General features: G+C 71.6%; 20 protein-coding genes and 1 tRNA gene. 12 read left to right on the forward strand and 9 right to left on the reverse strand.

Annotated features, from left to right (window positions below):
- Positions 1–19 precede the first annotated feature (19 nt).
- A complete protein-coding gene (locus ASF44_RS09155; protein WP_056898909.1) occupies positions 20–1,618 on the reverse strand; it encodes an FAD-binding oxidoreductase in 1,599 nt (532 codons plus the stop codon).
- A gap of 275 nt (positions 1,619–1,893) precedes the next feature.
- Here ASF44_RS09155 and ASF44_RS09160 point away from each other — a divergent pair, with 275 nt between their 5' ends.
- The 9 genes from ASF44_RS09160 (at position 1,894) to ASF44_RS09200 (ending at position 11,692) form a co-directional block, all read left to right on the forward strand.
- Entirely contained in the window at positions 1,894–3,348 is a 1,455-nt protein-coding gene (locus tag ASF44_RS09160) for an NAD(P)/FAD-dependent oxidoreductase (protein WP_056898910.1), read from the forward strand.
- Positions 3,349–3,478: 130 nt separating this feature from the next.
- Positions 3,479–4,666 (forward strand): class I SAM-dependent methyltransferase, encoded by a 1,188-nt coding sequence (locus ASF44_RS09165; RefSeq protein WP_200930584.1) that lies wholly within the window; start codon positions 3,479–3,481, stop codon positions 4,664–4,666.
- Positions 4,663–5,022 carry a hypothetical protein gene (locus ASF44_RS09170; RefSeq protein WP_056898912.1) on the forward strand — a complete coding sequence of 120 codons (360 nt, stop codon included), beginning with the start codon at positions 4,663–4,665 and terminating at the stop codon, positions 5,020–5,022. Before ASF44_RS09165 ends, ASF44_RS09170 begins: the two co-directional genes overlap by 4 nt.
- Positions 5,019–6,215 carry an FAD-dependent monooxygenase gene (locus ASF44_RS09175; RefSeq protein ID WP_056898913.1) on the forward strand — a complete coding sequence of 399 codons (1,197 nt, stop codon included), beginning with the start codon at positions 5,019–5,021 and terminating at the stop codon, positions 6,213–6,215. Before ASF44_RS09170 ends, ASF44_RS09175 begins: the two co-directional genes overlap by 4 nt.
- Positions 6,206–7,234, forward strand: coding sequence for an alpha/beta fold hydrolase (locus ASF44_RS09180; RefSeq protein ID WP_056898914.1), 1,029 nt, complete (start codon positions 6,206–6,208; stop codon positions 7,232–7,234). The genes ASF44_RS09175 and ASF44_RS09180 overlap by 10 nt, the downstream gene beginning before the upstream one ends.
- A 32-nt stretch (positions 7,235–7,266) precedes the next feature.
- Positions 7,267–8,178: a hypothetical protein gene (locus ASF44_RS09185; RefSeq protein WP_056898915.1), complete on the forward strand. Its 912-nt coding sequence runs from the start codon at positions 7,267–7,269 to the stop codon at positions 8,176–8,178.
- Between the two features lie 20 nt (positions 8,179–8,198).
- On the forward strand, positions 8,199–9,722 hold the full coding sequence (locus ASF44_RS09190) for an aldehyde dehydrogenase (RefSeq protein WP_056898916.1): 1,524 nt from the start codon (positions 8,199–8,201) through the stop codon (positions 9,720–9,722).
- Between the two features lie 39 nt (positions 9,723–9,761).
- Positions 9,762–10,733, forward strand: coding sequence for a DUF1838 family protein (locus ASF44_RS09195; protein ID WP_056898917.1), 972 nt, complete (start codon positions 9,762–9,764; stop codon positions 10,731–10,733).
- A 41-nt stretch (positions 10,734–10,774) separates the two neighbouring features.
- Complete coding sequence (locus tag ASF44_RS09200; RefSeq protein WP_056898918.1) at positions 10,775–11,692, forward strand: alpha/beta fold hydrolase; 918 nt, start codon at positions 10,775–10,777, stop codon at positions 11,690–11,692.
- A 26-nt stretch (positions 11,693–11,718) separates the two neighbouring features.
- Here ASF44_RS09200 and ASF44_RS09205 read toward each other — a convergent pair whose 3' ends face one another.
- From ASF44_RS09205 to ASF44_RS09210, 3 genes are read right to left on the reverse strand one after another with little or no spacing between them, the layout of a single operon-like run.
- Positions 11,719–12,576 (reverse strand): SGNH/GDSL hydrolase family protein, encoded by an 858-nt coding sequence (locus tag ASF44_RS09205; RefSeq protein WP_082524626.1) that lies wholly within the window; start codon positions 12,574–12,576, stop codon positions 11,719–11,721.
- 33 nt (positions 12,577–12,609) lie between these two features.
- The gene (locus ASF44_RS31615; RefSeq protein WP_156374414.1) at positions 12,610–12,774 is read right to left on the reverse strand and encodes a hypothetical protein; all 165 of its coding nucleotides are present in this window, start codon (positions 12,772–12,774) and stop codon (positions 12,610–12,612) included.
- A 28-nt stretch (positions 12,775–12,802) separates the two neighbouring features.
- A complete protein-coding gene (locus ASF44_RS09210) occupies positions 12,803–13,435 on the reverse strand; it encodes an isochorismatase family protein (RefSeq protein WP_056898920.1) in 633 nt (210 codons plus the stop codon).
- Positions 13,436–13,640: 205 nt separating this feature from the next.
- Between ASF44_RS09210 and leuC the strand changes: the two genes are divergently transcribed.
- Genes leuC through ASF44_RS09225 form a run of 3 tightly spaced genes read left to right on the forward strand, consistent with a single transcriptional unit; the run spans position 13,641 to position 16,615 of the window.
- A complete protein-coding gene (leuC, locus tag ASF44_RS09215; RefSeq protein ID WP_056898921.1) occupies positions 13,641–15,059 on the forward strand; it encodes a 3-isopropylmalate dehydratase large subunit in 1,419 nt (472 codons plus the stop codon).
- A gap of 13 nt (positions 15,060–15,072) precedes the next feature.
- Complete coding sequence (gene leuD, locus ASF44_RS09220; RefSeq protein ID WP_056898922.1) at positions 15,073–15,696, forward strand: 3-isopropylmalate dehydratase small subunit; 624 nt, start codon at positions 15,073–15,075, stop codon at positions 15,694–15,696.
- A gap of 55 nt (positions 15,697–15,751) precedes the next feature.
- Entirely contained in the window at positions 15,752–16,615 is an 864-nt protein-coding gene (locus ASF44_RS09225; RefSeq protein ID WP_056898923.1) for an oxaloacetate decarboxylase, read from the forward strand.
- A 124-nt stretch (positions 16,616–16,739) separates the two neighbouring features.
- Here the strand turns inward: ASF44_RS09225 and ASF44_RS09230 are convergent, their stop codons facing one another.
- The 5 genes from ASF44_RS09230 to ASF44_RS09250 all read right to left on the reverse strand — a co-directional run bounded on the left by ASF44_RS09230 (position 16,740) and on the right by ASF44_RS09250 (position 21,168).
- The gene (locus ASF44_RS09230; RefSeq protein WP_056898924.1) at positions 16,740–17,717 is read right to left on the reverse strand and encodes a tripartite tricarboxylate transporter substrate binding protein; all 978 of its coding nucleotides are present in this window, start codon (positions 17,715–17,717) and stop codon (positions 16,740–16,742) included.
- Positions 17,718–17,756: 39 nt separating this feature from the next.
- Positions 17,757–19,079 (reverse strand): arylsulfatase, encoded by a 1,323-nt coding sequence (locus tag ASF44_RS09235; RefSeq protein ID WP_056898925.1) that lies wholly within the window; start codon positions 19,077–19,079, stop codon positions 17,757–17,759.
- Positions 19,080–19,210: 131 nt separating this feature from the next.
- Positions 19,211–20,140 carry a LysR family transcriptional regulator gene (locus ASF44_RS09240; RefSeq protein ID WP_056898926.1) on the reverse strand — a complete coding sequence of 310 codons (930 nt, stop codon included), beginning with the start codon at positions 20,138–20,140 and terminating at the stop codon, positions 19,211–19,213.
- Positions 20,141–20,370: 230 nt separating this feature from the next.
- Positions 20,371–20,446: transfer RNA gene (locus ASF44_RS09245), tRNA-Phe, on the reverse strand.
- A gap of 20 nt (positions 20,447–20,466) precedes the next feature.
- On the reverse strand, positions 20,467–21,168 hold the full coding sequence (locus ASF44_RS09250; protein ID WP_056898927.1) for a response regulator: 702 nt from the start codon (positions 21,166–21,168) through the stop codon (positions 20,467–20,469).
- Positions 21,169–21,170: the final 2 nt, after the last annotated feature.

Consider the following 21,170-nt stretch of genomic DNA (forward strand, 5'->3'; position numbering starts at 1 on the left):
GCAAGCGGAAAGACAGGCCTCACGCCTGCAGGCCCAAGGCGCCCGGGTTCATGAGATGGTGCGGATCGAGCTGGGCCTTGAGCGCGCGCAGCAACACGAGGGCCTGCGGGTCCAGCCGTTCGGCGAAGGGGTAGGCGCGGCCGATCTGGAAATGGGCTGCGCCATGGGCTGCGAACAGACCGACCAGCGCCTGCTTGAGGTCGGCGGCCAGGGCCGAAGCCGGCGCGTTCGGCAGGTGCGCCGAAACCTGCCGCAGGTGCTCTGCACCGAGCACGGCCTCGTGGTACGTGGCCGGCGCTTCGGGCCAGTACAACGCGATCTCGTACAGCAACCCGGTGGAGGACACGGTTGCAAACATCGTGCCGAGCCACACGCCCAGGCGCTCCATCTCGGCGCGGCGTTGCGCCTGCAGGGCCAGCAGCGCGGCATGGAAGGCCGGCACGCTGGCGTGCGGCAGGATGCCATGCACCGGCACCCAGCGTTCGCCGTTCGGCCCGAGGATGTTGGTCAGCGGCGCGAACGGCATCGCCCGCACGAAGCCGGGCACGCTGTTGGCGATCTCCTGGCCGCGCGCCAGTGCCAGCGTGCGCAGCCGCTGCGCCTTGGCACGGGCCTCGGCCGCGCTCGCGCCCTCGACGATGAAGTGCGCCATGTAGGCACCGCTGGCCAGCACCCTGTCGCCGGCCGCCAGCATGCGCAGCAGCTGGCGCACGCCGGCCAGCGCGCTCGGCGCCGCGCCGAACACCTTGGCCGCGATGCGCAGCCTGGAGCCCAGGCCCTCCTGCTTGCCGATCTGGCCCTGCGACAGCGCCCTGTCCAGGCCGAAGCTCTCGTCCTCCAGGCCCTCCAGCGCCGCCAGGCGCAGGCAGGCGTGGAAGCTGGCGAAATCCGGGAACGCGAACGACAGCGCCTCGAACTGGCTGCGCGCCGCGACCAGCGGCAGCCGGATGGCCGCCTTCATGCCCAGCGCGCCGCAGTCGCCCGTGAACAGGCCGGTGAGGTCGGGGCCGTAGTGGCGCGTGGCCGTGCTGATGCCGGTGCGCAGCAGCTCGCCCGAGGCCAGCACCACGTCGACCGACAGCACCGACTGCGCCGAGATGCCGTGGCTGGCGCTGCCATGGCTCAGCGCGTTCTGGCTCACGCTGCCGCCGATGCTGGCCACCAGGCCGGAGAACGGGCCCCAGAACGGCGTGCGCAGGCCGTGCTCGGCCAGCCGCGTGCGCAGCGCGGCCCAGGTGACGCCGGCGCCGACGGTGACCACCGCGTTCGGGACGTCGACCTCGATGCTGTCCAGCCCGCCCAGGTCGAACAGCACATGGCCACCGGCCTGCAGCAGGTAGCCGTCGGTGTAGGACGCGCCACCGCCGCGCGGCACCATCGCCACGCCGGCGGCAGCGCAGGCGCGCACCGCCTGCTGCAGCGCGGCGACGCTGCGCGGGCGCACGGCGGCCTGCGGACGGCCGCCCTGGCGGTAGACGTCGTGCGCCAGCACCGCCAGTTGCGCGGCATCGGTGACCACGCCATCGGCGCCCACGGCAGCGCGCAGCTGCGGGACCAGGTCGCCGCCGCAGGGGACGGACGAGGCGAGCTCCAGCTCGCATTGGGCAAGTGCATTCATCGGCTCGGTGCCCGGCGGGCGGCACGGTGCGGGGTTGGGGAACGCAGGCCGGCACCGGCCTGCAACTGGACCGCACGCTAACCGCGGCCGCGATCGCGGGCCACTGCGCCGGCGCCGGTGTTCGCACCGCGAGGACCCCCGCCACCACCTGACCGCTGCGCGAACACGGCGCCAGGCCGACATGCGTGCACCGCCGCGCGGTGGTTCACTGCGGCCGGACTGGCGCTGCTCGGCGCCATGGATGGCAGCCGCCCCACGCGGGCAAGGGAGCAGTGATGGCAGAACATGGATGGACGCGGCGGGCCGCGCTGGCACTGGGCGCCGCAGCCCTTGCCGGGCGCTCCGCCGCCGCGCTGGCGACACCGGCCCCGGCCGACGTGCTGGTGCTGGGCGCCGGCATCGCCGGCCTGCACGCGGCCCGCATGCTGCAGGGCGCGGGCCTGCAGGTGACGGTGCTGGAAGCCAGCGCACGCGTGGGCGGGCGCTGCTGGACCGGCGCGGACGTGCCGGGCCGCCCCGAATTCGGCGCGGCCGAGGTGGGTTTCGGCTATGGCCGGGTGCGCGGCAACGCGGCCGAACTGGGCGTGGAGCTGTACGAACCCGGCACCGGCGGCCCCTCCCTCATGGGCGGCAGCGCCGCGGCCCTGAGCGTCTACGGCCAGCCCGCCGCCAACCGGCCCTGGGCCACCTCGCCGCTGAACCGGCTGGCGCCGAACGAGCGCGCGCTGCTGCCGCTGCAGCTGTACGGCCGCTACATCGGCGCCCGGTCGCCGCTGGTGGAGCTGACGGACTGGCTCAAGCCCGAATTCGCAGCGCTGGACAACATGTCGCTGCGCACGTACCTGCAGCAGCAGGGCGCGTCCGACGAAGCCCTGCGCCTGTTCAACGTCAACGTCACCGCGCGCAACCTGGACGAGGCCAACGCGCTGGACACGCTGCGCAAGACCAACTACTACCGCTGGGAGGCCAAGGCGGGCCGCACCAGCAAGGTCCGCGGCGGCACCAGCGCGCTGACCGACGCGATGGCCGCCTCGCTGCAGCGCCCGGTGCAGCTGCGGCGCATCGTGCACCGGATCGAGACCGGGCCGCACGGCGTGGCGGTGCATTGCCAGGACGGCAGCACGCACCGCGCGCGCGCCTGCATCAGCACCATTCCGCTGTCGGTGCTGCGCGGGGTGCGGGTGGAGGGCACGGGCGGCGTGCAGGTGCCGGCGCAGCAACGCCAGGCCTGGCGCGCCATCCGCTACGGGCAGCTGCTGCAGGTGTTCATGGAGGCGAACGCGCCGTTCTGGGAGCGCGACGGCATGGCGCCCGAACTGTGGTCCGACGGCCCGATCGAGCGCGTGCTGCCGCTGCGTGCCGAGGGCAGCGTCCACCACCAGTTCGTCGCGTTCATCAACGGCGAGGCCACCGATGCGCTGGACCGGCTGCCGCATGCCGCCGTGGGCGAGTTCGTGCTGCGCGAGCTGGCCCGGCTGCGCCCCGCCACGGCCGGCGCGGTGCGCGTCACGCACGTGCACAACTGGACCACGCAACCCTTCGCGCGCGGCCACGTGGCCAGCTTCGCGCCGGGCGACATCGGCCGCTACGAGGCGCTGCTGGCCAGGCCCGTGGGCGCGCTGTACTTCGCGGGCGAGCACTGCGCCAAGCTGCACGCGGGCCTGGAGGCCGCCTGCGAGTCGGCCGAGGCCGCCGCCATGCGCGTGCTGGAGGACGTGGGCCCCGGCTGAGGGGCGCGCTGTTCGGCAGGCGACCAGCACCGCAATCCACCACCGCCGCCGCGGGCCCGCCCCCCTAAAGTCATTTCGACCAGAACCAGGAGTACGAGTGCTCAACACCTTCCAGCAGGCATCGCATCCGATGCTGCCCGTATCCAACCACGACGAGGCCGCGCGCCAGGAGTTCGCCAAGAGCCTGAAGCAGTTCGTGCAACAGGGCCTGCTGCCGGGGCTCGCGCCGGTGTTCACCCAGCGCGCCGCCCGGGCCTTCGAGGCGGAGCACGGCCGCGCCCCCACGGACCGCCGCGAGATCCGCCAGGTGATGGAGCCCGACCCCTACTTCCAGCACTACGCCGCCTTGAACCGCATCGCGCAGGAACTGATGTGGAACGCGGTGATCGACCCGGTCGAGCGCCAGCTGCCCGCGCTGATCGAGGGCGCGCGCCACTGGTCGGCCACGACGCGCGCCGAACTGCGCATGGACCCGGACTTCGTGCCGCCGCGCTATGTGACGGCGCTGGACATCCACTGCATGCCCGGCGGCTACGCCAGCGAGGTGGCGCCCGGCGACGTGAGCGTGGCCGCGCTGTACGACCGCGGCGCCTACCTGTACGGCATGGGCTTCGCCGGGCCGCTCAACGACGACATGGGCCGCTCGGTCTGCAACTACGTGCAGCGCCAGCTGCCGGGCTTCAAGCCGCGCCGCATCCTGGACATGGGCTGCACGGTGGGCCACTCCACGCTGCCCTACAAGACGCTGTTCCCCGATGCCGAGGTCTGGGGCATCGACGTGGGCGGGCCCTGCATCCGCTACGCCCACGCGCGCGCCGCGGCGCTGGGCGTGGAGGTCAACTTCGCGCAGATGAACGCCGAACAGACCGACTTCGCGGACGGCCACTTCGACCTCATCGTCAGCCACATCCTGCTGCACGAGACCAGCGGCAAGGCCATGCCGCGCATCGTGCGCGAATGCCACCGGCTGCTGTCGCCGGGCGGCTACGCGATCCATGCCGACCTGCCCCCCTTCGACCTCATGAGCCCCTTCACACAGTTCATCCTGGACAACGAGACCTGGTACAACAACGAGCCCTTCTGGGGCGCGATGCGCGAGATCGACCAGGTGCAGCTGGCCATCGACGCGGGCTTTCCGGCCGACAGCGTGGCCTTTGCCACGGCGCCCATGGCCATCCTCGAGTCGACCGCCGCGGGTGCGGCAGGCTACACGCAGGACGCGACCAGCTCGGTCGCCGAACGCGAGTTCACGGCGGGCGAATTCGCCCCCGGCGGCGGGTGGGAAGTGCTGGTGGCACGCAAGGCGGTGCAGGCATGAGCACCCCGAAGACGCCGGCCCCCGCACGCTTCGCCCGCGGCAAGCGGCCCCGCTTCTACGCCACGGCCGGCATGGACGACGCGGTGTCCATGGTCATCGTGCTGGCGCAGGAGCTCAGCGTGCTGCGCGACCGCGTCGACGCCATCGAACGCGTGGCGGCCCGGCGCGGCATCGACCTGGCGCAGGACATCGAGCAGCTGGTGCTGGACCAGGCCGCGCTGGACGCGCGCGAACTGCGGCGCCAGCAGCTCTTCGAGCGGCTGTACCACCTGGTGCGCAAGGACGCGCACGAGCTGAAGCAGCAGGACAGCAAGCAGCGCTACGACGGCGTGATCGACGAGACGGCGCAGGCATGAGCAGCATCCCCAAGGAACCGGTGCTCATCGCCGGCGCCGGCATCGCCGGCCTGTGCACCGCCATCGGCCTGCTGCGCGCGGGCGTTGCGGTGCGCGTGCTGGAGCAGGCCGCAGAACTGCGCGAAGTGGGGGCGGCGGTCTCGCTCGCGCCCAACGCCACGCGCGCCCTGGACAGCCTGGGCGTGGGCGAGGCCCTGCGCGCCGCCGCCAACTGGCCGCAGCGCGCCGCCATGAAGCACTACCGCACCGGCGAGGAGCTGACCGGCTATGCGATGGGCCGCGAGATGGAGCAGCGCTGGGGCAGCCCCTACCTGCAGCTGCTGCGCGCGGACCTGCACACGGTGCTGGTCGATGCACTGCAGCGCCTGGACCCCGACGCGCTGCAGCTCGGCGCCCGCGTGCAGGGCCTGCAGCAGGACGCAGGCAGCGTGACGGTGCAAACAACTGCCGGCCACTTCACGGGTGCCTGCCTAGTCGGCGCCGACGGTGTGCGCTCGGCCGTGCGCGCCGCGCTGTACGACGACGGTGCGCCGCAGTTCACGGGCTACGTGGCCTGGCGCGGCGTGGTGCCGACCGACTCGCTGCGCAACCCCGACCTGTCGCCGGACACGGCCGTGTTCCTCGGCCCGCGCCGCACCATGCTGCGCTACCGCGTGCGGGGCCAGAGCGCCGTCAACGTCGTGGCCTTCGCGGCGGTGGACGGGTGGGCCGAGGAGGGTTGGTCGCTGCCGGCCGACGCGGACGAATTGCGCGCGCACTTTGCCGGCTGGCACGCCGAGGCCGACGACATGATCGAAGGCCTGTGCCGCGCCGGCGCGTTCAAGTGGGGCCTGTTCGGCCGTGCGGCGCTGCCGCGCTGGCAGCAGGGCCGCGTCAGCCTGGTGGGCGACGCGGCGCATCCGATGCTGCCCTTCCTGGGCCAGGGCGCGGCCATGGCCATCGAAGACGGCGTGCTGATGGCGCGCGCGCTGGTGCACGGTCCCGACGTGGTGGACGCCCTGGCGCGCTACGAGAAGCTGCGCCATGCGCGCGCCAGCAACACGGCCACGCGTGCCGACGCCCACGGCCTGCGCATCCACAACCACCTGGTGACCGCCGCCCCGGACGCACCGGTGCCACGCGACGACTTCATGGAGTTCGACTTCGATGCGGCGACGACGCCGCTGGACGAACAGGAGCCCACATGCGCCTGAGCCACTGCATCCGAACGGCCGCCCTGTGCCTGGCGCTGGCCGGCGCCAGCCTGCCGGGCCAGGCTGCCGAGACCACCCGCACGCTGAGCCGCGAATCCGTCATCGCCCGCTTCGCCGACGCGCAGTCGCGCTTCATCGACGTGGACGGCGTCAACCTGCACTACAAGGACGAGGGCAGCGGCCCGGCTGTGCTGCTGGTGCATGGCACGCTGGGCGACCTGGCCGACTGGGACGGCTGGGCGGCCGTGCTCTCCAGGCGCTACCGCGTGCTGCGGCTGGACCTGCCCTCGTTCGGGCTCACCGGCCCGCTCAAGAGCGGCAACTACTCGCCGGACCGCATGCTGTCGCTGATCGACGGCTTCATGGACCAGGTGGGCGCCGGGCGCTTCGCGCTGGCCGGCACCTCCTATGGCGGGATGCTGGCCTTCCGCTACGCGGCCACGCGCACCGAGCGCGTGACGGCGCTGATCCTGGCCAACTCGGCCGGCATCGAGTACGGCAGGCGCCCCACGCAGATCGCCACCGGATCCCTGCCGGGCCCGCAGGCGCCGGCCCCGGCCGCTCCGCCAACGCCGGCCGCGCCGTCCGCCGCCAACATCTTCTCGGACCCGGTGATCCTGGCCTCCGACATCGAGGTCAACCTGCGGCACGTGCTGGTCGACCAGGCCTTGATCACGCCGGCCATGGTGGAGCGCAAGCTGGCGTTCACGAACATGGTCGGCCGCCTGGAAGAAGCGCAGGCCGGGCGCAGGCTGTACGAGCGCGGCGACCCGGTGCGCATCCTGGCCCATGTGCGCGCCCCCACGCTGGTGCTCTGGGGCGGCGGCAACAAGGCACTGGACCCGGCCACCGCCGATGCCTTCGTGGCAGCCGTCAAGAACGCCTGCAGCGCCAGGCGCGTGGTCTACCCCGATGCCGGCCACCTGCTGATCGTCGACCAGGCCGCGAAGAGCGCGGCCGATGCGCAAGCCTTTCTCGACCAGTTGCCCACCGGCGCTGCGTGCCGCGCGCAGCCCTGAGCACCGGCGCGCCCCCACCTCCAGGAGTTCCCATGCACTATGACTACGTCCCCCTGCCCGAACGCCAGCCGCTGCGCTGGCCCGGCGGCAAGCGCGTCGCGCTGTTCCTCACGATCAACCTGGAGACCTGGGACCTGATCAAGGACACCGACCAGCCCTACTACGCCGGCGGCCCGGCCATCCTGCCCGACACGCTGCCCGGCAACGTGCCCGACTTCCCGAACTACAGCTGGCGCGAGTACGGCCAACGCGTGGGCGTGTGGCGGCTGTACGACCTGTTCGACGAGATGGGCGTGAAGCCTGCCGTGACCATGAACGCGGTGACCGGGCTGCGCCGGCGCGCCATGGTCGATGCGGCGCTTGCGCGCGGCTGCGAGGTGATCGCGCACAACTACGAGCAGGGCGAACTGCTGACCAAGTTCGCCGGCGATGCGGCGGCCGAGCGCGCCGTGATCGAGCGCACGCTGCAGGTGTACGAGGAGGTCTGCGGGCGCAAGGCGCAGGGCTGGCTGTCGTCCTCGCTGCGCGGCACGCTGAACACGGCGGACATCCTGGCCGCCAAGGGCCTGAAGTTCTATTGCGACCTCATGAACGACGACCAGCCCTACCTGGTGCAGACGCCGGCGGGCCCCATCGTCTCCACGCCCTACTCCAACGAGATCAACGACTTCACGCTGCTGACGCGGCGCGGGCACACCACGGCCGAGTACCGCGACGTGCTGATCGAAGAGCTGCGCGTGCTGCACGACGAGGGCGCCAGGACCGGCCGCATCATGAACGTGGGCCTGCACCCGCACGTGAGCGGGCGGGCCTACCGCATCAGCGCGCTGCGCGAGTTCCTGGCGTTCGCCAAGACGCTGCCCGGGGTGTGGTTCACCACGCGCGAGGAGATCGCGACCTGGTACGCCGAACACCACCACGAACACATTGCGCCCAAGGCCTGAACGCTACAGGAGTCTTTCCCGTGCCCCTCGACATTTCCGCCCTGGCGCCCAGCCAACCGGCCGCGCAGGCGTTCCTCGCCCGCGGCGACCATCCCATGCTGCTGGGCGACCGCTGGGTGCCTTCGGCCTCCGGCCAATGGATGCAGGCCGTGAACCCGGCCACCGGCGAGGTGCTGGGCCGCTTTCCCGACGGTGACGCCACCGATGCCGACCGCGCCGTGGCCGTCGCACGCGCCGCTTTCGGCAGCGGAGCCTGGGCTGGCCTCACGCCCAGCGCGCGCGCCAAGGTGCTGTGGCGCGCGGCCGAGTTGATTGAGCAGCACATCGACGAGCTGGCCGAACTGGAGACGCTGGACCAGGGCAAGCCGTACTGGGTGGGCCGCTATGCCGAGATCCCGGGCGCGGCCGAGCAGTTCCGCTTCTTCGCGGGCCAGGCCCAGCGCATCGAAGGTCAGACGCTGCCCACGTCCATCAACTACCAGCCTGCGGGCAAGCAGCTCTTTGCCTACACCATGAAGCAGCCGGTCGGCGTGGTGGCAGCCATCGTGCCTTGGAACTCCCCGCTGGTGCTCACCGCGATGAAGCTGGCGCCCGCGCTGGCGGCTGGCTGCTGCGTGGTGCTCAAGCCCGCCGAGGACACATCGCTGACCGCCCTGCGCCTGGGCGAACTGCTGTGCGAGGCCGGCCTGCCGCCAGGCGTATTGAACATCGTGACCGGCCGCGGTGACGTGGTAGGCGCCGCGCTGGCCGCGCATCCGGATGTCGACAAGATCTCGTTCACCGGCTCCACCGCCGTCGGCCGCGCCGTGCTGGCGGCCGCTGGCGGCAACCTCAAGAAGGTGACGCTGGAGCTGGGCGGCAAGTCCCCCGTGGTCGTGATGCCCGACGCCGACATCGACGCTGCCATCGAGGGCGCGGCCAACGCCATATTCTTCAACAGCGGCCAGGTCTGCGTGGCCGGCTCGCGTCTGTACGTGCACCGCGAGGTGTTCGACCGTGTGGTGCACGGCGTGGCCGAGATCGCGCGTGGCCTGAAGCTGGGCCACGGGCTGGACCCGGCCACCAAGATCGGTCCGTTGGTGAGCCCCAAGCAGGCACAGCGCGTGCACCGCTACGTGCAGCAGGCGCTGGCCGATGGCGCGGAGGCACTGGCCGGCGGCAACCCCGAGGGGCCGCTGGGCCCGCACGGCACCTTCATCGAGCCCACCGTGCTGGTGCAGGTGCGGCCCGACATGGCCTGCGTGCGCGAGGAGATCTTCGGCCCGGTGGTCGTGGCCACGCCGGTCGATTCGCTGGAGGAAGCGCTCGCGCTGGCCAACGACTCCATCTACGGCCTGGCCGCCAGCGTCTGGACCAGCGACCTGTCCACCGCGCACCGCGCGGCCGCACTGCTCAAGTCGGGCACGGTGTGGATCAACTGCCACCTGATGTTCGACGCCAGCCTGCCGATCGGCGGCGTGCAGCAGTCCGGCTGGGGGCGCGAAAGCGGCCAGGCGGCGGTGGAGAACTTCCTCGAACTCAAGACCGTCTGCGCGGTGGTCTGAACCTCTTTCCTTCCTTCTCTCGCATCCCTGGAACCCGACATGCAATCCAAAGACTTGAACCGCCGCGGCGCGCTGCGCATGGCCGCCACCGCGGCACTGGCCGGCGCCGGTGCCGGCTGCGCCAGCACGACCGCCACCACAGCCGCCACGCCGGCGCGCCGGCCATTGGCCTTCAACGACCCGGTCTGGAACCGCGAGGTCTCCGCGCGCCTGGAGGCCAACGCCGACCCGGCCAAGTTCGTCTACGGCGCCGTCTCCGGCGTGGTGGCCGGCGTGCGCGACGGCGAAAAGGTGCGCCCGCTGATGCGCTTCGAGGTGTTCAGCACCATCCGCGTGGTGCGCATGGCCGACGGCAACTACCAGCGGCTGTGCCGCGAGCTGGTGTTCTACCGCAGCCTGGAGACCGGCAAGCTCATGGACGAATGGGACAACCCCTACACCGGCGAGCGCGTGAAGGTGGTCGATGTGGCCAACGACCCCTACAACTACATCATTGCCGACCACTTCCCGCAGCCGCCGAGCTACGGCGGGCTGAACAAGGAAACCCGCGCGCCCCGGCCCTACCTGCGCAACTGGAGCATGCTGGACGCCGACACCGTGGGCCTGGAGTCGGACATCCACCTCTACTACCCCAGCGGCATGCAGCCGGCGCAGTGGCCGCGCGAGTCGCCCGGGCCGATGACGCGCGTGTCCGAGATGTTCCGCTACATCATCCGCCGCAGCGACCTGGAAGACGCGACACGCGGCAACATCCCCTACCACGGCGTGTGGAACCGGGTCACGCCCTGGCTGCCCTGGATGCTGATGGACCAGGCCCCGGGCCACATCATCTACACCGGCACCATGGCGGCGCGCGAGACCATGGACTTCCATCCGCAGGACGTGGTCGCGCGCGTGAAGGAGCGCTACCCCAAGTACCTGGTGGCGCCCGAGAAGGTGGAAGGCCCGAGCCTGTCCAGCCTGGAGCGCTACGCCCACGACCAGAAGCCCGCCGCGCCACGCACGAAGTGACGCGGCACGCGGCTGCACCTCCACCACTCCAGGACAGTTCCATGAAACCCCTGCTGCTCGCCGCCAGCCTCGCCCTGTTGCCGCCCGCGCTGCTGGCGCAGACCGCGTCCGCGCCGGTCGGGCCATCCCCGTTCGATGGCGCGCGCTTCAGCGAGGTGCAAGGCGCGGGGGGTGTGCCGCTGAACACGGTGCAGAAGGGCCAGCCGGGCCGGCCTGCCGTGCTGTTCCTGCACGGCTACAGGCAGAGCTACCTGAGCTGGTCGGCGCAGTTCAGCTCGGACCTGGCGCAGCGCTGCCACCTGGTCGCCTATGACCTGCGCGGCCACGGGAATTCAGGGCAGCCCTGGCAGGCCAGCGCCTATGACACCAGCCGCCCCTGGGCCGACGACATGGCGGCCGTGATCCAGGCCAGCGGGCTCGTCAGGCCGCTGGTGGTGGCCTGGTCCTTCGGCGGCAACGTGGCGATGGACTTCCTGCGCCACCATGCCGACGTGCCGCTGGCCGGGCTGGTCCTCGTGGGTTCGCCGGCCGGCCTGCTGCCACCGCCGCCGCTCGCCCCCGGCGCGCCACCGCGCCCGCCGGCCAGCAGCGATCTGGCACAGAACATCGCTGCGGCCGAGCGCTCGGCCGCCGCCGTGTTCGGGCCCGGCGTGGACGCGCGGCTGCAGGCACAGCTCACCGCGGCGTCGCTGCGCGTCGGCCCCTACCTGGACCGCGGCACTGCCACGCGCGGCGCAGGCCACAACGGCGACCTGCTGCCGCTGCTGGTCAAGCTGCCGCTGACCCTGGCGCTGGGCGGGCGCGACCCGATCGTGCCCGCGCCGGTGGCGCAGCAGCTGCGCGCCGTGGTGCCGCAGGCCAGGGTGGTCGAGTTCGCCGCATCCGGCCACGCGCCTTTCCTCGACGACAGCGCGCGCTTCAACGCCTTGCTGGACGAGCTGCACTGCGCCGCGCGCTGAGCCGGCGCCGGCCAGGGCCGCGCCGTTCAGCGCGGCAACAGCCGGTCCAGCGCCTGGGCCAGCGCCGACATGCCCGCCAGGTTGGGGTGGTACGGCGCACCCTTGTCGGCCGCCGGATAACCCTGCACCCAGGGCTCCGCGGCGCAGGCATCGTGGCCGACGGACAGGCTGGCGGCGCCCAGCAGCAACGCGCCGGTGCCCTGCGCCACATCGGCCGTGAGCGCCAGCAGCCGCGCGGCGACGGTGCGCGCCCGCTCGGCTTCGGCCGCCGACAGCGGCGTGGCCGCGCAGGTGTGCGCCGGCGGCAGCAGCGTCAGGTAGTCGATGAACACGAGCTGCGCCTGCGGAGCCCGCGCACGGACCGCGGCGGCGATCGCGCGCATGGCACCGTCGAGCGCGGCGAAGTCGGCGTCCGTCGACGCCTCGACGGGCCGGCACCGGCCGGCGGGCACGCGCCCCTGCGCCGCCAGTGCGCTGCATGAGGCGTGCAGCAGATGGCCGACGTAGCCCACGTCGTTGCCGCCGATGGTGACGGTGACCAGGCGCGTGGCCGGGCCGAGCGCATCGATCTGCGCCGGCAGCTCGTTCCACGGTTGGAGGACGGCCCGCGTGGTGGCCGCACTGCAACTCACGTCGGCCAGCGGCAGGCCACGCAGGGCAGCCAGCTGCTGCGCATAGTTGCGCGTCGACCGGCCGCAGCGCGCCGGCGCATCGGCCGCATGCGGCAGCAGGCCGGGGCCGGCGGCGAAGGAACTGCCCATCGCCACGTAGCGGGCCGCCGGCGCGGCTGCGGGGTCGGCCAGCGCGGGGACCGGCAGCGCAGCGAGCACCGCCCACGCGAGAGGGTTGAAACGGCTAAGGAAGGAGCGGCGGAGGAAGGGCATGGCGCGTCTGCGTTGGGGGAAAAGCGGCGCGCTTCAGCGCGAGCAATCCGCAAAGCCCCACCAGGCCGACGGCACGGCATCCAGCACGGCCGGGTCGGCCACCTGCGGCACCGCCATGGCGGCCTGGTCGGGCGGCGGCGGGGCGTCCTGCGCCGGGATCTCCGGAAACAAGGCGAGCGTGAGCGCGATGAAGTCCATGGGGCGGCCTCGGTGGGTAAGGTGTTGCTCAGCGCTGGCCGGCCAGCAGCGCCATGGCGCGGGCTTCATCGATGACCTCGGCGTACTTGGCCTGCAGGTCGAACAGGTTGGCCTCCTGCGGGCGCGGATCGCGCTCGCCGCAGGCCTCGCGCACCACGAAAGGCGCGAAGCCGTGCTGCAGTGCGTCGAGCGCTGTGGCGCGCACGCAGCCCGAGGTGGAGTAGCCGGTGACCAGCAGCGTGTCGATGCCCATGGCCACGAGCGTGGCCGCCAGCGAGGTGCCGCAGAACGACGAGGCGTACTGCTTGCTGACCACCACCTCGCCGTCGCGTGGTTCGACGCCGGCCGGGAACGCCCCGAGCGACGAGCCTTTGAGGAAGCAGCGCAGCGCCGGCACCTTGCGGTAGAACAGGCCGCCGTCGCGCCCCTCGGCGCCATAGACCACGTTGGTGAAGACCACCGGCACGCCGGCGGCGCGCGCGGCTGCGATCAGCCGCACGTTGGGCGCCAGAGCATCGACGAAGCCCTGGGCATACAGCGGACTGTCGGGCTGCACGTAAGCCTGCACCACGTCGACGACCAGCAGCGCGGGCCGCTGCCCGAACGGCAGGCGGCCGCCGAAGCCCGCGCGTTGGTAGTCGTCGTCGAGGGAGATCGTCATGGCAGGCCTGGCAGTGGTGGGGCGGTGGACAACAGCGGCGCGGCGCGCCGCAGGCATGGCCGCAATTTAGGTGGCGGCGCGTCACGCCGGCAGCGCGGCCTGCGCGCGTGCCCATCTGGCGAACAGAGCCGGCACCGCATGCGGCTGCGCCGGCGGGCGGCTTGCACACTGCGGCCCCATGCCCAGAAGCCGCCACTTCCTTTCCATGAACCAGACCCTCTACGACAAGCTCTGGACCGCGCACGTGGTCAGCGAGGAGCGCGACGAGAACGGCGACACCACCGCGCTGCTCTACATCGACCGCCAGATGCTGCACGAGGTCAGCAGCCCGCAGGGATTCGAAGGCCTGCGGGCGCGCGGCCTGCCCGTGCACCGCGCCGAGACCCAGCTGGCCGTGGCCGACCACGCCGTGCCCACGCGCCACCGCGACCGGCCCATTGCCGACCCGCTGGCGCGCGCGCAGGTGGCGCTGCTCGAGCGCAACACCACGGACACGGGCCTGCGCTACATCCCGCTCAGCGACCGGCGCCACGGCATCGTGCATGTGATCGGCCCCGAGCAGGGCTTCACGCTGCCGGGCATCACGCTGGTCTGTGGCGATTCGCACACCTCCACCCACGGCGCGTTCGGCGCGCTGGCCTTCGGCATCGGCGCCAGCGAGGTCGAATGCGTGCTGGCCACGCAGACGCTGCGCCAGCGCCGCGCGCGCAACCTGCGCGTGCGGGTGCAGGGCCTGCTGCCGCCCGGCGTCAAGGCCAAGGACGTGGTGCTGGCCGCCATCGGCCGGCTCGGCGCATCGGGCGCCGTGGGCCACACGCTGGAGTTCTGCGGCGACACCATCGCGCGCATGTCGATGGCCGAGCGCATGACGGTCTGCAACATGGCCATCGAGGCCGGCGCGCGCAGCGGCCTGGTGGCCCCCGACGACTGCACCTATGCCTGGCTGGAAGGCCGGCCCATGGCGCCGCGCGGCAACCTGTGGGAGCGCGCGCTGGACCACTGGCGCACCCTGCACAGCGACGCGGACGCGGTGTTCGACCGGACGCTCGACATCGACGCGTCCACGCTGGCGCCACAGGTGACCTGGGGCACCAGCCCTGACCAGGTGCTGCCGATCGACGGCCGCGTGCCCGACCCGGCGGCGGCGGCCAGCGCGCCGCAGGCACGCAAGATCGCGCGGGCGCTGGAGTACATGGGCCTGGCCGCAGGCACGGCGCTGCAGGACGTGCCGATCGACCATGTGTTCATCGGCTCGTGCACGAACAGCCGCATCGAGGACCTGCGTGACGCGGCCGCACAGCTGCAGGGCCGCAGCAAGGCTGCACACGTGAAGGCCCTCGTGGTGCCGGGCTCGGCCCAGGTGGCGCGCCAGGCCGAGGCCGAGGGGCTGGACCGGCTGTTCACGGCCGCCGGCTTCGAGTGGCGCGCGCCCGCCTGCTCGCTGTGCGTGGCGATGAACGACGACCGCCTGCTGCCCGGCGAGCGCTGCGCCAGCACCAGCAACCGCAACTTCGAGGGCCGCCAGGGCGTAGGCGCCCGCACCCACCTGATGAGCCCCGCCATGGCGGCGGCCAGCGCCATCGCCGGCCACCTGGCCGACCCGCGCCTGCTGCCAGCTTGCTGAGGAGCGCCTGCCGATGACCCCCTTCACCCGCCTGCAATCGGTCGCCGCGCCGATGCCCGATGCCGACATCGACACCGACATCATCTTTCCCGGCCGCTTCCTGGTGCTGACGCAGAAGGCGGGCCTGGGCCCGTACGCCTTCTACGAGAAGCGTTTCGACGAACAAGGCCGCGAGCGGCCCGACTTCGTGCTGCACCGGCCCCGCTGGCGCGGCGCCGCGATCCTGGTGGCGGGGCCGAACTTCGGCTGCGGCTCCAGCCGCGAACAGGCGCCGTGGGCACTGGCCGACCTGGGCCTGCGCTGCATCATCGCGCCCGGCTTCGGCGAGATCTTCCACGCCAACTGCCTGCACAACGGCCTGCTGCCGATCCGCCTTGCCGGTGCCGAGCATGCGCGCGTGCTGGCCGCCGCCGAGGCGGGCGAGGTGCTGACGGTGGACCTCACGGCCTGCACGGTCACGCTGCCCGATGGCGGCGCGGTCGCGTTCTCGATCCCCGAACGGTCCCGCCAATCGCTGCTGCAGGGGCTGGACGAGATCGCACGCATCCAGCAGGACGCCGGCGCGCGCATTGCCGAGTTCGAGGTGCAGCAACGCCTGCGCCAGCCCTGGCTGTATGCCGACGCCGCCGCGGACTGACCGCGTCCACTTCTCCCTCCACTTCTCCCACCACTTCTGACTGCAACAGGGCACCATGGCCAACCCCATCCTCCGTCAAATGCTGGACCGGGGCGACTTCTTCGTCGTCCCCGGCATGCAAGACATGATCGCCACCGCGGTGGCCAACAAGGTCGGCTTCCCCATCGTGTACGGCACGGGCTACTGGCTGACCGCCTCCAGCCTGGGCCTGCCGGACGCGGGCATCGCCGGCTACACCCAGATGCTGGACCGCATGGCCACGCTGGTGCAGACCAGCGACGCCGCCGTGATCGCCGATGCCGACACCGGTTACGGCGGCCTGCTGAACGTGGCGCACACGGTGAAGGGCTACGAGCGCGCGGGTGTTACCGCGATCCAGATCGAGGACCAGGAATTTCCCAAGAAGTGCGGCCACACGCCGTTCAAGCGTTGCGTGCCGGTGGAGGACATGGTGGAGAAGATCCGCGTGGCCGCCGCGACGCGCGAGGACCGGGAGAACTTCCTCATCATCGCGCGCACCGACGCGCGGGCGGCCGAGGGCGTGGACGCCGCGCTGCGCCGGCTGGAGGCCTACGACAAGGCCGGCGCCGACGTGCTGTTCTTCGAGGCCCCGCAGTCCGAGGACGAGATGCGCGAGGCCTGCGCCGCGTTCGACAAACCCATGGTGGCCAACATGGCCGACGGCGGCAAGACGCCCATCGTGCCGGCGGAGCGGCTCGAGGCGCTGGGCTACGCGTTCGCCATCTACCCGTCGATGACCAGCCTGGTGGCGGCCGCCGCGATGGAGCAGGCCCTGCGCCAGCTCAAGCAGACGGGCATCAGCCAGAGCCCCGCGCTGCCGATGTTCGACTTCACCGATTTCTGCCGGCTGATCGGGTTCCAGGAGGTCTGGGACTTCGAGAAGCGGTGGGCGCGTTGATGCACGTGCGCGCGGCGCTGTGCGCACCGACCATGGCCGGCGTGCCGGGGCGCCGGCGGCGGCCTAAGTGCGGTTCAGCAGCGGCTGAGATCGATGGCGTGCCGCTGCTGTTGCATTGAGAGCCTCAGCGGATGTCGAGCTTCGAGGACTCCGCGAGCTCCTTCCACTTGCGGTTGTCGGACGCGATGAACTGCTGCGCGTCCCTGGCGCTGCCCTTGCCGGCGACGGAGCCGCTGGCCACGAGCGCGGGCTGAAGGTCCGCGGACGCGGCGATCTCGTTGACCCACGCGTTGAGCTGCTGGACCGCCGCCGCCGGCACGCCCCTCGGCGCCGCGACGGCGTACCACTGCGCGGCCTCGTAGTTCTTCAGCCCGGCCTCCTGCATCGTGGGCACGTCGGGCAGGCTCTCGATGCGGTAGCTGGTCGTGACCGCGTAGGCCTTGAGCTTGCCGGACCTGATCTGCTGCAGCACCGGCGTCACGCCGAGCATGCCGAGCGGGATGTGCGCGGCGACCACGTCGACCACCGCCTGGCCGCCGCCCTTGTACGGGACATGCGCCATGGCGGTTCCCGCACGCACGTTGAAGAGTTCGCCGGCCAGGTGCTGCGACGTGCCGCTGCCGGAGCTCGCATAGCTCCAGGCGGCCGGGTCCTTCTTGATCGCGTGGATGAGGTCGGACATCTGCGCGGGCGCGTTCGGCAGGCCGCTCACCAGCACCATCGGCCCCTGCGCCAGCATGCCGACCGCCACCAGTTCGTTGCCGACTTCGGGCGGCTGTGTGGCGTAGAGCACGGGGCCGGGCACGGTGACGAGGGTGTAGCCGTCCGGCGCGGCCTTGGCCGCAGCCTGCAGCGCGATGGCGCCCGAGGCGCCGGGCCGGTTCTCCACCACGACCGGTTGGCCGGTCTTCTCGCCGAGCTTGCGCGCGGCGACGCGCGTGAGGACGTCGACGGTACCGCCGGGCGGAAAGCCGACGATCCAGGTGATGGGCTTCGCGTTGGGCCAGGCGCCGGGATCGCCAGCGGCGAGCACGGCGGCCGGCAGGCACAGCGCGGAGGCCGCGGCCAGCAGTGCGCGACGGTGAAGGAAGGGTGTGGGCATCGAGACTCCTGACGACGATGGATGGTTGGACGCTGGCGCTCAGTCCGGCTTGCCCGGCGGCGTGTTCGGAAACTGCTGGCAGCTCTGGTTGAAGGCCTGCACCATGCGCAGGACGGGGCCGAGCACCCAGGTGTTGAAGACCAGCACGTCGGTCTCTTCCTTGGGGTCACGCGTGAGGTTGAAGAGGTAGGGCGACTCGAGCTTGCCCTTGCCCTCGTTCACCTCCGGCTCCCAGTAGAAGTGCAGCTTCCAGTCGCGCCACTTCACCGCGCGCAAGTCGTTCTTGATGTAGAAAAGAAAGCCCTCGCGTGCCGACTTCTGCTGATGTCCGAAGAGAAAGTCGCGCTGGTCCACGCCGTCGATGGGACGGTCGGCCGGCAGCGGTGCACCGGCGAGCGCCGCCAGCGTGGTGAAGAGGTCGGTCACGTGCACCAGCTCGTTGCTCGTGCGGCCCGCTTCGATCCGGCCGGGCCAGCGCGCAATGAAGGGCACGCGCAGAGAGCCCTCCATCGCCGTGTGGTAGGTGCCGCGCCACGGGCCGGCGGTGCCACGGTACGGGGCGCGGAACTCCGGGCCGTTGTCGCTGCAGAAGATGAAGAGCGTGTCGCCGGCGATGCCGAGCCGGTCGACCTCGTCGACGACCTGGCCGACCCGGTGGTCCATCTCGACCATCGCATCGGCGAAGTCGCCCGCGCCGGTGCGCCCTGCGAAGTCGGGATGCGGCAGCGTCGGAAAGTGCAGGTGCACCAGCGGCAGGTACAGGAAGAAGGGCTTGCGCGCCGCATGGTGGCGCTGCATGAAGGCCTGCGCGTGCGCGACCAGATCGGCATCGATGCCGCGGCGGCTGTCGAGGTCGTAGACCTTCACGGTCTCCGACGGCTCGCCGCGGCGGCCGCGCATGATGTGCGGGATGTCGGCAACCGAGGGGTCGAAGCCGATGGTCGAGGTGAACTGGCTTTCGTCCGTGGTGCGCGGGATGCCGTACCACTCGTCGAAGCCACGGTCCGACGGGTAGCGCCCCTCGATATCGCCCAGGTGCCATTTGCCGAAGTGCGCCGTGGCATAGCCCTGCGCCGACAGCAGTTCGGCCAGCGTGACCTCCCACCGCGTGAGGCCCTGCGGCAGTCCAGGCGGCACGGACTGCAGGCAGCCGGTGCGGATGGGATGCCGCCCGCTCATCAGCGCGGACCGGGTCGGCACGCAGTCGCTCTCGACGTTGAAGTTCTGCAGCAGCAGGCCCTGGCGCGCCAGGGCGTCGATGCGCGGCGTGGGGGCGCCACGCAGCGCGCCGCCACCGTAGCAGCCCAGTTCACCCCAGCCGAGGTTGTCGGCGACGATGAGGACGATGTTGGGTGGATTCACGGTCGGGTCTCGCTGAAGCAGTAGGTCGCTGCAATCTAGCCAGACCGGTGCCAGGCTTCATTCCCGACGATGGAAAGTCCGATAACACTTGGGAATGGACACGCCGTGCAAGGTGTCGTGGAGCGCGGTGGTCAGCGCGGTGGTTGGCGAGCGGCCGTTGCGGAGGCCTGCACGCGGTCGCCGACGAGTTGATCGCGGAACGTGGCCATCAACGGCGACCACGCGGCCCCCGGCCGGGTCAGCAGCACCAGGGTGCGGCGGAACTCGAGCGCCGGCAAGGCCAGCGCCTCGACACGGCCGTGCCAGGTGCGCAGCACCGAAGCGGGCACCAGGCCCAGCAGATCGGTGCTGGCCATCAGCCCCAATGCGGCATCGGACATGTAGTCGACCTCCAGCGTGACGCGCGGCTCCGGCACGCGGGCCTGCTCGAAGACCTGCGTGACCAGGCGGCGCGCGGCGCTCTGGCGGCTCGGCATGACCCAGGCGCAGTCGGCCAGGTGCGCCAGCGTCAGCGCGGCATGCCGTGCGAGCGGGTGGTCGGCACGCGCCGCGACGCGCACCACCTCGTCGGTCAGGGCGCGCTGGTCGCAGCTGAAGGAGATGCCCGGATAGGACGGCACGACGGCCACGTCCAGCTCGGCCTTCGCCACCGCGTCGTTGAGCGCATCGGACTTGCCGATGACCACCGTCAGGCGCAAGCCCGGCCGGTGCCGCACCATCTCCGCGAGCACCCGCACGACGGGGCCGTCGCTGGCCGCGTTCGTCAGGCCGACGCGCAGCAGCCCTGAGTGCTGCGCCTGCAGGTCGGCAGCAGAGCGCACCAGCTCGGCGTGGCCGGTGTCGAAGCGACGGGCTGCCTCCAGGAAGAGCTGGCCGGCCGCGGTGAGGCGCGCTCCGTGCGCGCCGCGCTCCAGCAGGTGCACGCCGACGGTTGCCTCCAGGCGCCGGATCGCTTTCGAGACAGCGGGCTGCGTCACACCGACGGCCTCGGCCGCGCGCCCCACGTGCCCCTGGCGGGCCACTTCGATGAAGTACGCGATGTCGGCTGGGGAAAAGCTCATCGAGGCGAGTTTGCACGACACCGGACTGCCTGGGTGCACCGGGCGCTTGGGTGACGCTGGCGGGCCTGCGCGAGGGGCCATGCCGCATCACTGCGGTGTTTTCACCTCCACCGGACGGCGTGCGCAAGCCGGCGCAGTCGTGCCCAGGGTGGGCCGCCGTTGGCAGTGCGACACGCACCGCCACAAAGCAAAAAGCCCACCGATCAGGGTGGGCTTTTTGCTGACTTAACTGGTGGCCTGGGTCGGAATCGAACCAACGACACGCGGATTTTCAATCCGCTGCTCTACCAACTGAGCTACCGGGCCGGGAAGCCCACGAGTATATATCAAATCGCGGCGCGTTTGCCGCGAGAAAGATCGACACCCAGTTGTTTGAGCTTGCGGTACAGGTGCGTGCGCTCCAGGCCGGTCTTTTCGGCGACGCGCGTCATCGAGCCCCCCTCTTGCGCGAGGTGGAACTCGAAGTAGGCCTTCTCGAAGCCGTCGCGCGCCTCGCGCAACGGCTTGTCGAGCTCGAAACTCTGGCGTGCCTGCGGGCCGGTATCGACCACGGGCGCCACGGGGGCAGCACCCAGCGCGCCCGCCATGGGTGCTGCATCGGCGGACTCGACCTTGGCCTCGGCCACGCCGAGGACGGCGCCCGCCAGTGCCGGCTTGCGCAAGGCGTTGCGGGCCAGCGCCTGCTCCACGGCCTTGAGCAGCTTTTGCAGCGTGATCGGCTTTTCCAGGAAGGAGTGCGCGCCGATCTTGGTGGCCTCGACCGCGGTATCGATGGTGGCGTGGCCACTCATCATGATGACCGGCATCGTCAGTGTGCCGGCGCTGGACCACTCCTTGAGCAGCGAGACACCATCGGTGTCGGGCATCCAGATGTCCAGCAGCACCAGGTCGGGGCGTGCACGTGCGCGAGCGGCGCGGGCCTGGGCCGCGTTCTCGGCCAGCTCGATGTTGTGGCCTTCGTCGTTGAGGATTTCGGACAGCAGGTCCCGAATCCCCAGTTCGTCGTCGACCACCAGTATGTTTGCCATTT

The organism is Pseudorhodoferax sp. Leaf274 (assembly GCF_001422445.1).
GTDB lineage: Bacteria > Pseudomonadota > Gammaproteobacteria > Burkholderiales > Burkholderiaceae_C > Pseudorhodoferax.

Bases quoted from the DNA above. Each gene is read 5' to 3' on its own strand.
- ASF44_RS09155 (WP_056898909.1), bottom strand. From the start codon at position 1,618: ATGAATGCACTTGCCCAATGCGAGCTGGAGCTCGCCTCGTCCGTCCCC.
- ASF44_RS09160 (WP_056898910.1), top strand. From the start codon at position 1,894: ATGGCAGAACATGGATGGACGCGGCGGGCCGCGCTGGCACTGGGCGCC.
- ASF44_RS09165 (WP_200930584.1), top strand. From the start codon at position 3,479: ATGCTGCCCGTATCCAACCACGACGAGGCCGCGCGCCAGGAGTTCGCC.
- ASF44_RS09170 (WP_056898912.1), top strand. From the start codon at position 4,663: ATGAGCACCCCGAAGACGCCGGCCCCCGCACGCTTCGCCCGCGGCAAG.
- ASF44_RS09175 (WP_056898913.1), top strand. From the start codon at position 5,019: ATGAGCAGCATCCCCAAGGAACCGGTGCTCATCGCCGGCGCCGGCATC.
- ASF44_RS09180 (WP_056898914.1), top strand. From the start codon at position 6,206: ATGCGCCTGAGCCACTGCATCCGAACGGCCGCCCTGTGCCTGGCGCTG.
- ASF44_RS09185 (WP_056898915.1), top strand. From the start codon at position 7,267: ATGCACTATGACTACGTCCCCCTGCCCGAACGCCAGCCGCTGCGCTGG.
- ASF44_RS09195 (WP_056898917.1), top strand. From the start codon at position 9,762: ATGCAATCCAAAGACTTGAACCGCCGCGGCGCGCTGCGCATGGCCGCC.
- ASF44_RS09200 (WP_056898918.1), top strand. From the start codon at position 10,775: ATGAAACCCCTGCTGCTCGCCGCCAGCCTCGCCCTGTTGCCGCCCGCG.
- ASF44_RS09205 (WP_082524626.1), bottom strand. From the start codon at position 12,576: ATGCCCTTCCTCCGCCGCTCCTTCCTTAGCCGTTTCAACCCTCTCGCG.
- ASF44_RS31615 (WP_156374414.1), bottom strand. From the start codon at position 12,774: ATGGACTTCATCGCGCTCACGCTCGCCTTGTTTCCGGAGATCCCGGCG.
- ASF44_RS09210 (WP_056898920.1), bottom strand. From the start codon at position 13,435: ATGACGATCTCCCTCGACGACGACTACCAACGCGCGGGCTTCGGCGGC.
- leuC (WP_056898921.1), top strand. From the start codon at position 13,641: ATGAACCAGACCCTCTACGACAAGCTCTGGACCGCGCACGTGGTCAGC.
- leuD (WP_056898922.1), top strand. From the start codon at position 15,073: ATGACCCCCTTCACCCGCCTGCAATCGGTCGCCGCGCCGATGCCCGAT.
- ASF44_RS09225 (WP_056898923.1), top strand. From the start codon at position 15,752: ATGGCCAACCCCATCCTCCGTCAAATGCTGGACCGGGGCGACTTCTTC.
- ASF44_RS09230 (WP_056898924.1), bottom strand. From the start codon at position 17,717: ATGCCCACACCCTTCCTTCACCGTCGCGCACTGCTGGCCGCGGCCTCC.
- ASF44_RS09240 (WP_056898926.1), bottom strand. From the start codon at position 20,140: ATGAGCTTTTCCCCAGCCGACATCGCGTACTTCATCGAAGTGGCCCGC.
- ASF44_RS09250 (WP_056898927.1), bottom strand. From the start codon at position 21,168: ATGGCAAACATACTGGTGGTCGACGACGAACTGGGGATTCGGGACCTG.